Here is a 10,555-nt window from a genome sequence, read left to right as displayed (position 1 = left end):
AGGGGCTTCACACGAAGATGCTGCAGGTCGCGGCCACGACCCTCGGTGTCCCGATCGAGCTGGTCCGGCTCGCGCCCACCCGCACCGACAAGGTCCCCAACACCTCGGCCACGGCGGCAAGCTCCGGCGCGGACCTCAACGGCGCCGCCGTCAAGCACGCCTGCGCGCAGATCCGGGCTCGTCTCGACGACCTCGCCGGCGGCCGGACGGTGGCCTGGGCGGACCTCGTGCGCGAGGGCTACCTCAACCGCATCCCGCTGTGGGCGGCCGGGTTCTACCGCACCGAGGGCCTGGAGTGGGACGCCAGCGCGATGCAGGGCCGGCCCTTCAAGTACTTCGCGTACGGCGCGGCCGCGGCCGAGGTCGAGGTCGACGGCTTCACCGGCGCCTACCTGCTACGGCGTGTCGACATCGTCCACGACGTCGGCGAGAGCCTGTCCCCGCTGGTGGACCTCGGTCAGATCGAGGGCGGCTTCGTGCAAGGCGCCGGCTGGCTGACCCTCGAGGACCTGCGATGGGACGAGTCCGACGGGCCGACCCGCGGCCGGCTGGCGACCCGGACCGCGAGCACCTACAAGCTCCCGAGCCTCAGCGAGATGCCCGAGGTCTTCCACGTGTCGCTGCTGGAGGGCGCGCACGAGGAGGGCGCGGTCTACGGGGCGAAGGCCGTGGGGGAGCCGCCGCTGATGTTGGCGTTCTCGGTCCGCGAGGCGATCCGCGCCGCGGTGGCCGCCTTCGGCCCCGGCGGCGTCGGCGTCGAGCTGCCCTCACCGGCCATCCCCGAGGCGGTCTTCTGGGCGATCGAGCGGGCCCGGGCCCGGGCCCGCGGCGCGGCGGACCGGGCCGTCCCGACGACGACGGCGGTCGGCTGAGATGGCGTGGTCGGCGGTCGTGGAGCGGTTGCGGCGGGATCGCCGGGCCGCGGTGCTGGTGACGGTGATCGAGGTCCGCGGCCACGCGCCGCGCGAGGCGGGGGCCAAGCTCGTGGTGGCGGGGAGCCCGGTGCAGGTCTGGGGCACCATCGGCGGCGGCAACCTCGAGGAGACCGCTCTCGACCGCGCCGCGGAGCTCCTCGCCGCCCCGCCGGGACCCCCCGAGACGCTGACCGTGGGGCTCACCGAGCACGCGCACACCGAGCACGGCCGGCAGTGCTGCGGCGGCGAGGTCACCCTGCTGTTCGAGCACCTCCCCGTGCTGCCGGCGGTCGCGGTGTTCGGCGTCGGTCACGTCGGGCTCGAGCTGGCCCGGATCCTGTCCCGCCAGGAGCTCGAGCTGCACCTGGTCGACTCGCGGGCCGATCGGGTGTCCGCGCCCGCGCCGGCGTTCCTCGACGACGCTCCCGCCTCGATCCACCTCCACCACGCGCCGCTGCCCGAGCTGGTCCTGGGCGAGGTCCCGCCCGGCACCCACGTGCTGGTGATGACCCACGATCACGCGGAGGACTTCGCCCTGTGCGACGCCGCGCTGCGCTGCGAGCACCTCGCCTCGATCGGGCTGATCGGGTCGGCGGCCAAGTGGCGCCGGTTCGAGCGCGCGCTCCGGGTCGAGGGCCACGCGCCCGACGCGATCGCGCGCATCCAGTGCCCCATCGGGCGACCCGAGCTGGAGGGCAAGGATCCCGCCACCATCGCGGTCGGCGTCGCAGCCGACCTGCTGCCGCGGCTCGGCTCCGTCGCGGCCGCGCACGACAGGGGACCGGGCGGGTCATCGGTCGCTCAGTAGCTGTCGGCCACCACGATCGCGTCGTACGTGAGCGGTGCCGGCGCCGCGACCACCTTGCAGTGCATCAGCCCGGTCTCGCCGGGCTCGATCTCGTGGCAGTAGCACTCGATGTCGGCGACCCACTCGGAGCCGTTGCGGAGCGTGAACGCGTGGCGCATCACCTCGGTGGCGTCGCCGGTGTTGGTGACCTGCAGACCGGTGATCGTCACGCGGGGCGCGGAGCCGGTGGCGGTGTCGACGACCCGCTCGGCGACCTCCCACCCGGGCGCGGCCCGGACGCCCGCGAAGTCGAAGCCCTGACCCTCCGCGACCTTCGTCCGGACCAAGTGCTCGAAGCGCGCGGGCGCGGCGTCGAACGCGCCGCCCATCTGCTGGGCGACCGCGCCGAGGACCGCGACGCACCCGGCGGCCAGGAGGACCAGCGCGAGCGCCAGCCCGATCGCGACCATGCGCGCCGGGACGCGGGCCTTCTCGGGGCGCCGGGCGTAGAAGCCCCAGGGCGTCAGCTGCGGCCCGGACTCGGGCCGGCGGTGCAGGTGGAACATGGTGCGGCGGCTTCCTACGGGCGGCGTGCCCGCTCACGACAACGCTATTCCTGCCCTGGTCGTTGTGGGGCCGAACCCCGTCTTCTTTTGCGTGATGTTCGACATGCTTAGGCCTGAATAGGACCGATTGAGGGGGTCGCGGCTCACGCGGAACCGGCGCGGCTGCCGAGCTCGATCCGCAGCGCCCCGGCGGCCTGCAGCAGGACCTCGCGGCCGGAGCGACCCACCCCCGTGGCGTTGACGATCCCGTGGATCAGGCCGCGGTGCCGCTGCAGCGACACCCGGACGCCGGCCTCACGGAGTCGCCGCGCGTAGGCCTCGCCCTCGTCGCGCAGCGGGTCGAAGCCGGCGACGGCGACGTACGCCGGGCACAGCCCGGACAGGTCCTCGGCGAGCAGCGGGGAGACCCGCGGGTCGGTGGCCAGGGCCGGGTCGGGCAGGTAGTGGGCCTGGTACCAGTCCATCTGGGCCTCGGTCAGGAAGTAGCCCTCGGAGAACAGCGCGTACGACGGGTGCTTGGTCGACAGGTCCGTGACCGGGAAGAACAGCAGCTGGAACGCCGGCTCGGGACCGGCCTCCGCGTGCGTCAGCTGGGCGACCACGGCCGCGAGGTTGCCGCCGGCGCTCTCGCCGCCGACGCCGATCGCGGCCGGGTCGACGCCCCAGCCGGGCGCGGCGGCGACCGCGGCGTGGAACGCGTCGACGGCGTCCTCGACGGCGGCGGGGAACGGGTGTTCCGGCGCCAGCCGGTAGTCCACCGACAACACCCCGAGCTCGGCGTGGTGGGCCAGGAAGCGGCAGGCGGAGTCGGAGGCGTCGAGCCCGCCCAGGACCCAGCCGCCGCCGTGGAAGTAGACGAGCAGCGCGGTCGGGTCGCCGAGCCCCGCGGGGCGGTACAGCCGCGCCGGGATCGGGCCGCCGCGGCCCTCCAGGCTGAGGTCGCGGACCGACTCCACCGGCAGCTCGTCGCCGAAGATCCAGGCCTCGCTGCTGATCTGGGCCCGGCCCTCCGGGACCGGCAGCGTCTCGAAGGTCGGCCCGCCCGCGAGGCGCAGCAACCGCAGCGCGACCTGCACCTCCGGGTGCAGCTCCTGCCCGTCGATCCGGGTGGGGCGCCCGCCGAGCAGGCGCTGGACCGGGACCGGCAGCGCGCCGACGGTGCGCATCACGCCACGGGCGATCCGGTCCTGGCGGGTGTGCTCGGCGCTCATCGGCTCCTCCGGGGTCGGTTGTGCAGGGCGTAGACGCGACGGTTGCGTCGGTAGATGCGCGTGAACGTGCGGTACTGACGGTCGTAGACCGCCCGCCGCGCGGGGTCCGGGCGGAAGTGGCCGGTCGTGCGCACCAGGCCGTGGATCTCCTCCCAGGAGATCAGGCCGAGGCCGACGGCCGCCGCCAGTGCGGCGCCGCGGGCGTTGGCGAGGATCGGGTCCTCGACCTGGTGGATGGTGCACCCGAGCACGTCGGCCAGGGTCTGGCACCACAGGTCCGAGCGGGCGCCACCGCCGACGAACGCCAGCTCGGAGAAGCCACCGGGCAGGTCCTTGCCGAGGAACCGCTCGACCGACTCCTTCATCCAGCGCACGTTGAGCGCGATGCCCTCGAACACGCTGCGCGCGAGGTCGGCGCGGGTGGTGGTCAGCGAGACGTTGAACCAGCCGCCGCGCAGGAACGGGTCGTCGACCGGCGTCCGCTCGCCGTTGAGCCAGGGGGTGAAGACGACGCCGTTGCTGCCCGGCGGCGCGGTGAGCGCGAGGGCGTTGAGCCGCTCGACCGCGTCCTCCGGAGCCGGGTGGGCGTCGAGCATCCCGTCGTCGGGATAGACCACCGAGTCGATCAGCCAGTCGATCGCCTTGCCGGCCACGTCCTGGACGGTCGCGATCCAGTATCGCCCCGGCACCGCAGCGGGCAGCGAGGCGATGTTGCGCAGCACGTCGGTGCGCTTGAACGGCACGTGGCAGCTCAACCAGGCGGAGGTGCCGATGTAGAGGTGGCCCTGGTAGTCGCCGACCGCGCCGGCGCCGATGGCAGCGGCGATGCTGTCGGAGGTGCCGGTCACCACCTGGACGGTGGTCGGCAGGCCCAGCTGCGCGGCCGCCTCGGGGTGCAGCGGCCCGACCACGCTGGCCGGCGGCACGAGCTCGGGGAGCTTGGCGACGTCGATGCCGGTCCGCGCAGCGAGCCCGTCGTCCCACCGGACCCGGTCGGGGTCCCGGTTGTCGGTGCACCAGCGCAGCGTCGAGGTGTCCGTGCCGGCGACCGCGCGTCCCGAGAGCCGCATGGTGAGGAACTCCGGGACGTCGAGGAGGTAGGCGCTGGCCGCGTAGACGTCCGGCTCGTGGTGGCGCAGCCAGTGCGTCTGGCCGACCGGGTCCTTGCCGGTCCGGGTCGGGGCGCCGCCGGTCTTGCGCAGCCACTCGCGCAGCCGCCGCGCGTCGTACCCGGCGCCGGGGATCGCCAGCGGCCCGCCGGTGATCTCCTGGGAGTACGCCGCGCCGCGGCTGTCCATCCAGATGAGCGCGTTGCGCAGCGGGCGACCGGTCGCGTCCACGGGCACCAGGCCGCCCCACTGGGCGCCGACGCAGATCGCCGCGACCTCCGCCACCGGGGCCAGGTCGCGCGCGAGCAGTCGCCGGGTCGCGGTCACGATGGCCGACCACCACTGGTCGGGGTCCTGCTCGGCCCCGCCACCGGGCGTGAGCAGCAGCTCGACCTTCTCGGCCTCGAACCCCAGGACCCGGCCCTCGACCGTGGTGAGCGCGACCTTGGGCCCGCCGGTGCCGAGGTCGACGCCGATCAGGTACGGCCCCGGGCCCGGCCGCCCCGGGCCCGGCAGGTCGGCCGTCACACGCCCTCGATGAGCGCGAAGACCCGGTCGAAGCGCTCCAGTGCGTCGTCGATGACCTCGTCGGTGTCCGCCATCGAGGTGTACAGCCGCGAGCCGGCCAAAGTGATGATGCCGTGGGCGGCGTACGCGGCGCCCAGCTGCTCCATCAGGTGCTTGCGCGGCTTGTTCTCCTTGAGCAGCTTCACCGGGTTGCGCATGTCGAGCAGCATCACGCCGCTGGACTGCAGGTGCACGATCGAGCCCTGGTTGTAGGCGACGTACGGCAGGCCGTAGTGCTCGATGAGCCGCTGCAGGCCGCGGGCCAGCCGGTCGCCCGCGGCGCCGGCCACGACGGGGGCGTTGGTGCGCGCCATCTCCTCGATCGCGAAGTGCCCGGCGGCGCAGGAGAGCGGGTTGGCCGACAGCGTGCCGCCGACGAGCACGTGCGCGCCGTTCTTGCCGTCCAGGCCCGAGCCGAACACCGACATGATCTCGGCGCTGCCGCCGACGCCTCCGGCCATCGGGTAGCCGCCGGCGACCGCCTTGCCGAGCACGGTCAGGTCGGGGGTGACGCCGAAGTAGCCGGCGGCGCCGCCCATGCCGACGCGGAACCCGGTCACGACCTCGTCGAAGATCAGCAGCGCGCCGAACTCGTCGCACAGCTCGCGGACCCGCGCGTTGTAGTCGCGCGGTGCGGGCCGGGTCCCCGACTCGGGCCCCAGCGGCTCGACGATCACCGCCGCCGTGCCGCCGCGGGCGCGGTTCTCGATCAGCTTGCGACGCAGCTGTCCGACGTCGTGGGGGAAGCTCTCGCGGGTGCCGGCCGTCGCGCCGAACGGGATGCCCTTGGCGTTCATCCGGAACGTGCCGGGGACGCGCAGCCCGTAGACCATGGAGTCGGACCAGCCGTGGTAGGCGCCGCCGACCTTGATCACCATGTGCTTGCCGGTCTTGACCCGCGCGGCGCGTACGGCGGCCATCACCGCCTCGGTCCCCGAGCCGAGCGAGCGGTACATCTCGATGTGGGGCAGGTAGCGGTTGATCGACTCCGCGAGCTTGAGCTCGTACTCGTGGAACAGCCCGGTCACCGGCCCGGACTCGCGGATCACCTCCGCCACCTTCTCGTTCACCGGGCCGTAGTTGCTGCCGAGGATCGTCGGGCCGCCGGCCTGCAGGAAGTCGATGTAGACGTTGCCGTCGCGGTCGGTGAGGTGGGCGCCCTCGGCCCGGTCGATCGCGAGCGGGAACGGGTAGTTGAAGGCCAGGTTGTGCTGGACGCCGCCCGGGATGCGGGCCTTGGCGCGGTCGGTGAGCTCCTTGCTCGCGCCGCACTTGGCGTCGAACCAGGCGAGCACGTCCAGCAGCGCGTCGTGGCGCAGGCCGCGGATCGGCTGCCCGGTGAGGGCCTTCATCCGGCGCATCACCGCCTCGACGTCGGGATACTCGCTGATCGCGTAGCCGAGGCGCGCGGCGTCGGCGCCGTCGGCGGCCGACGGGCCGGGTCGGTCGGCCGCGGGCGCCGTACGCACCCGTTCGGCCACGGCGTCCGCGCTGGGCAGCGGCTCGCGCACCGCGGCGCGGTCGACGGGCACGAACTGCTCGACCTGCGCGGCGATCCGCTTCTGGTCGCTCTTGAGCTTGGTGAGCGCGATCTCCCGGATCGCGGTGGGGATCGTGTAGACCTTGCCGGTCTCGGTCGTGAGCGCGAGCAGGTAGGCGAGACAGACCTTCTCCAGCAGCGCTATGTTGAAGATCGCGCGGTCCGGGTCGGTGCCGACGGCCAGGATGCCGTGGTTGGCGATGATGAACGCGTTGGCCGAGGAGCCCAGGCGCTTCTCCACGTTCTTCGCCAGGAACGACGTGCCGGCCGGGGCGTAGTCGATGATCGCGACCTCGCGCCCGAGGAAACGCACCTGCTCGTCGGTCAGCGCGGGGATGGGCCGGCGCAGGAAGGCCAGCGCGGAGGCGTAGGGCTGGTGCGTGTGCACGACCGCGTGGACGTCGGGCCGCTCGCGGTAGACCGCGGCGTGCAGGCCGGACTCGACGGTCGGCGGGAGCCCGGCCCCGCCGGCGTCCGCGACGACCGACCCGTCGAAGTCGAGGATGCAGATGTCCTCGGGCCGCATCTTCGCGTAGTCGTAGTTGCTCGGCGTCACGGCGAACCGGTCGTAGCCGGGCACGCGGACCGAGATGTTGCCCTCGGTGGCCTTGAGGTAGCCGCGCTCCAGGAGCGTCCGGCACATGTCGACGACGTGTCGCCTCGAGGGAACGTGTTGCACGAGGGCCTCCAGCGGGGGCTCGGGATCGGACTCGGGATCGGACTCGGGGTCGGGACGCGGCGAGATGCCGGCGGCGCCTGGAGCCAGGATGACGGTCCCGCGCGCGGTGTGCGACGGGTCACGGGTAGCGATCGGGCCGGCGTGAGTTGTCACGAGATGACAAACCCGGCGCCCGTGGCTGCGATGATCGGACCATGTCCCGGCCGACCGTGCACCCCACCCCGTGGACGGACCTGGGCTCCGACGTCGCGGCGGCGCTCGAGCTGCGGCTGGAGTCGATGGTCGAGGAGCTGACGCGCGGGGTGACGGTGTCCGTGCCGGGGTTCGCCGGCCTCGACCAGCCGCGGTTCCGCCGCGACGCCCGCGAGGCGGTGGCGGTGGCGCTGCGCCGGTTCGTGACGCTGGCGGGCACCCGGGAGCCGGCGCTGACCCCGGAGGTCCGGGAGGTGTACGTCGCCCTCGGTGCCGCCGAGGCCCGGGAGGACCGAGGCCCGGACGCGCTGATCTCGGCCTTCCGTGCCGCGGCCCGGATGCTGTTGCGCGAGGCGAGCGACGCGGTGCTCGCCGCGGGCCCGCTGACCGCCGGCCAGGTCCTACAGATCGCGGATGCGACCAACGCCTTCGTCGACGAGCTCGTCGCCGCCTGCACCGACGGCTACGCGCGACAGGTGCGTGAGCTCGCCGGCGAGCGGGACCGTCGGCGCCACCGGCTGACCGAGCTGCTCGTGGAGGGCGGTGCGTCCGCCCAGGTCGTGCAGCAGGAGGCGGCGGCGCTGGGCTGGGGAGCGCTCGGCCGGGTCACGCCCGTCTTGCTGCCGGTCGCCGAGGCTCGCGAGGCCCGCTTCCGCTACGGCTCCGACGGTCTGGTCAGCGAGCGCGGCGACCACGTGGTGGCGATCGTTCGCCACGGCACGAGGTTCGACCGCGACCTCCTCGGCCCGCGGCTGCGCGGCCGGGGCGCGGTGGTCGGACCGACCGGCCCGTGGGAGCACCTGCCCGAGGCGGTGCGGCTGACCGAGCTGACCGCCCGCTGGGCGCGCGAGGGAGCCGACGCCCTCGTCGACGACCACCTGGTCGAACTGGCGCTGGCCGGGCACCCCGCGGCCGTGGCGGTGCTGGCTCGAGACCGGCTGGCGGCCTTCGACCCGCTCCCGGAGGCCCAGCGCCTGCCGCTGCTGGTGACCCTCGAGGCCTGGCTGCGGCACTGGGGTGCCCGCGGTCCGGTCGCCGACGAGCTGTTCGTCCACCCGCAGACCGTCAGCTACCGGATCCGGCGGGTCCGCGAGCTGGTGGGTCCGCGACTCCACGACCCGGTGTTCCGCTTCGAGGTGCACCTGGCGCTGGTCGACGTACTCCGCTCCGCCGGACCCGGACCCGGGTGACGCGGGCCTCAGGTGGCGAGACCGCGTCTCGGGCCCGGCCTCGCGGCTCGTAGGGTCGCAGCATGGTCTCCACCCAGGTTCCCGGCCACGACATGGCGCTGCTGCACCCCGAGCTGCACCCGATGTACGAGAAGGTCGTCAGTCGCAACCCGGGAGAGCGCGAGTTCCACCAGGCCGTGTTCGAGGTGATGCAGAGCGTGGGGCCGATCGCCGAGGAGCGTTCGGACTATGCCCAGTGGTCGATCCTGCAGCGCATCTGCGAGCCGGAGCGGCAGATCATCTTCCGGGTCCCGTGGGTGACCGACGACGGCCGCGTCGAGATCAACCGCGGCTTCCGGGTGGAGTTCAACTCCGCGCTCGGCCCGTTCAAGGGTGGCCTGCGGTTCCACCCCAGCGTGAACCTGTCCATCATCAAGTTCCTCGGGTTCGAGCAGGTCTTCAAGAACGCGCTGACCGGCATGCCGATCGGCGGTGGCAAGGGTGGCGCCGACTTCGACCCCAAGGGCCGCTCCGACGGCGAGGTGATGCGCTTCTGCCAGTCGTTCATGACCGAGCTCTACCGGCACGTGGGGGAGTACACCGACGTTCCCGCGGGTGACATCGGCGTCGGTGGCCGGGAGATCGGCTACCTGTTCGGGCAGTACAAGCGGATCACCAACCGCTACGAGTCCGGTGTGATCACCGGCAAGGGCCTCTCCTGGGGCGGCTCGCAGGTGCGCACCGAGGCCACCGGCTACGGCACCGTGTTCTTCGTCGAGCAGATGCTGCGCGCTCGCGGCGACGAGCTCGACGGCAAGCGCGTCGTGGTGTCCGGCTCGGGCAACGTCGCGATCTACGCGGTCGAGAAGGCCCAGGCCCTCGGCGCGGCCGTGGTGGCCGTGTCCGACTCCGGCGGCTACGTCGTCGACGAGGCCGGGATCGACGTGGACCTGCTCAAGGAGGTCAAGGAGGTCCGGCGCGAGCGGCTGACGGCGTACGCCGAGCAGCGCCCCGGGGCCAGCCACGTGCCCGACGGGTCGATCTGGGACGTGCCCTGCGACATCGCGCTGCCGTGCGCGACGCAGAACGAGCTCGACGACCAGGCCGCGAAGACCCTGGTGGCCAACGGCGTCCGGCTCGTGGCCGAGGGCGCGAACATGCCGTGCACCCCCGGGGCGGTGCAGCTGTTCCAGGCGGCCGACGTCGCGTTCGCCCCGGGCAAGGCCTCGAACGCGGGCGGCGTCGCGACCAGCGCGCTGGAGATGCAGCAGAACGCCTCGCGGGACTCCTGGCACTTCGACGAGACCGAGGCCCGGCTGCGGGAGATCATGAGCGAGATCCACGACACCTGCCTGGCCACCAGCGACCACTACGGCGCGCCCGGCAACTACGTGGTGGGCGCGAACCTGGCCGGCTACGTCAAGGTCGCCGACGCGATGGTGGCCCTGGGCGTCATCTGAGCGCCGGTCGGGTCACTGGCCGGCAACGGGACGCAGCGCGCGTGCCCTGGCCGGGTGCCGTTGGGAGAGCGGCAGCGCGATCACCACGGCGTCCTGCTCGGGCTCGGTGGCCACACCGGTGATCACGGCCTCGAGGTCGAGGCCGTAGCGGGCCGGCGCGCCGGGCTCGCGGGACTCGCCGTGCAGCAGGTCGCCGATGGCCGGACCCGACATCCCGGTGTCGATCGCGCGCACCGTCCCGAGGGGCAGCACGCCCGGGTCGTCGCGCTCGACCAGCAGGTGGCGCTGGCGAGCGGTGCTGAGCCGGGCCAGCCGGTGGCGCCACTGGGCCCACTCCCGGCGCGACCCCAGCCGGGCGAGC

Annotated in this window: 9 protein-coding genes; 4 read left to right on the top strand and 5 right to left on the bottom strand. The window is 73.5% G+C overall.

Annotation, left to right across the window (positions count from 1 at the left end):
* Together VGD85_RS07090 and xdhC are read left to right on the top strand one after the other, a co-directional pair.
* Positions 1 to 872 (top strand): molybdopterin cofactor-binding domain-containing protein (locus tag VGD85_RS07090; protein WP_331062747.1); only part of this gene is annotated, 872 nt, incomplete at its 5' end.
* Position 873: 1 nt separating this feature from the next.
* Entirely contained in the window at positions 874 to 1,722 is an 849-nt protein-coding gene (xdhC, locus tag VGD85_RS07085; RefSeq protein ID WP_331062746.1) for a xanthine dehydrogenase accessory protein XdhC, read from the top strand.
* On the opposite strand, the gene VGD85_RS07080 is transcribed toward xdhC, so the two are convergent.
* The 4 genes from VGD85_RS07080 to VGD85_RS07065 all read right to left on the bottom strand — a co-directional run bounded on the left by VGD85_RS07080 (position 1,716) and on the right by VGD85_RS07065 (position 7,337).
* Complete coding sequence (locus VGD85_RS07080; protein WP_331062745.1) at positions 1,716 to 2,267, bottom strand: hypothetical protein; 552 nt, start codon at positions 2,265 to 2,267, stop codon at positions 1,716 to 1,718. The genes xdhC and VGD85_RS07080 overlap by 7 nt on opposite strands.
* 143 nt (positions 2,268 to 2,410) lie before the next feature.
* The gene (locus VGD85_RS07075; protein WP_331062744.1) at positions 2,411 to 3,478 is read right to left on the bottom strand and encodes an alpha/beta hydrolase; all 1,068 of its coding nucleotides are present in this window, start codon (positions 3,476 to 3,478) and stop codon (positions 2,411 to 2,413) included.
* Complete coding sequence (locus tag VGD85_RS07070) at positions 3,475 to 5,115, bottom strand: FGGY-family carbohydrate kinase (protein WP_331062743.1); 1,641 nt, start codon at positions 5,113 to 5,115, stop codon at positions 3,475 to 3,477. Before VGD85_RS07070 ends, VGD85_RS07075 begins: the two co-directional genes overlap by 4 nt.
* Positions 5,112 to 7,337 (bottom strand): aminotransferase class III-fold pyridoxal phosphate-dependent enzyme, encoded by a 2,226-nt coding sequence (locus tag VGD85_RS07065; protein ID WP_331062742.1) that lies wholly within the window; start codon positions 7,335 to 7,337, stop codon positions 5,112 to 5,114. The genes VGD85_RS07070 and VGD85_RS07065 overlap by 4 nt, the downstream gene beginning before the upstream one ends.
* Before the next feature lie 230 nt (positions 7,338 to 7,567).
* Between VGD85_RS07065 and VGD85_RS07060 the strand changes: the two genes are divergently transcribed.
* Positions 7,568 to 8,755 carry a helix-turn-helix domain-containing protein gene (locus tag VGD85_RS07060; RefSeq protein ID WP_331062741.1) on the top strand — a complete coding sequence of 396 codons (1,188 nt, stop codon included), beginning with the start codon at positions 7,568 to 7,570 and terminating at the stop codon, positions 8,753 to 8,755.
* Between the two features lie 101 nt (positions 8,756 to 8,856).
* A complete protein-coding gene (gdhA, locus tag VGD85_RS07055) occupies positions 8,857 to 10,194 on the top strand; it encodes an NADP-specific glutamate dehydrogenase (RefSeq protein WP_414690771.1) in 1,338 nt (445 codons plus the stop codon).
* Between the two features lie 12 nt (positions 10,195 to 10,206).
* Here gdhA and VGD85_RS07050 read toward each other — a convergent pair.
* Positions 10,207 to 10,555 (bottom strand): hypothetical protein (locus tag VGD85_RS07050; RefSeq protein ID WP_331062740.1); only part of this gene is annotated, 349 nt, incomplete at its 5' end.

Origin of the sequence: Nocardioides sp., assembly GCF_036401255.1 — a bacterium.
Lineage (GTDB): Bacteria > Actinomycetota > Actinomycetes > Propionibacteriales > Nocardioidaceae > Nocardioides.
The sequence above is the reverse complement of the archived record's forward strand: the minus strand, read 5'-3'. Positions and strand labels throughout refer to the sequence as shown.

Excerpts from the sequence above, each read along its gene's own strand:
- xdhC (WP_331062746.1), top strand. The coding sequence starts at position 874 with ATGGCGTGGTCGGCGGTCGTGGAGCGGTTGCGGCGGGATCGCCGGGCC.
- VGD85_RS07080 (WP_331062745.1), bottom strand. The coding sequence starts at position 2,267 with ATGTTCCACCTGCACCGCCGGCCCGAGTCCGGGCCGCAGCTGACGCCC.
- VGD85_RS07075 (WP_331062744.1), bottom strand. The coding sequence starts at position 3,478 with ATGAGCGCCGAGCACACCCGCCAGGACCGGATCGCCCGTGGCGTGATG.
- VGD85_RS07065 (WP_331062742.1), bottom strand. The coding sequence starts at position 7,337 with ATGTGCCGGACGCTCCTGGAGCGCGGCTACCTCAAGGCCACCGAGGGC.
- VGD85_RS07060 (WP_331062741.1), top strand. The coding sequence starts at position 7,568 with ATGTCCCGGCCGACCGTGCACCCCACCCCGTGGACGGACCTGGGCTCC.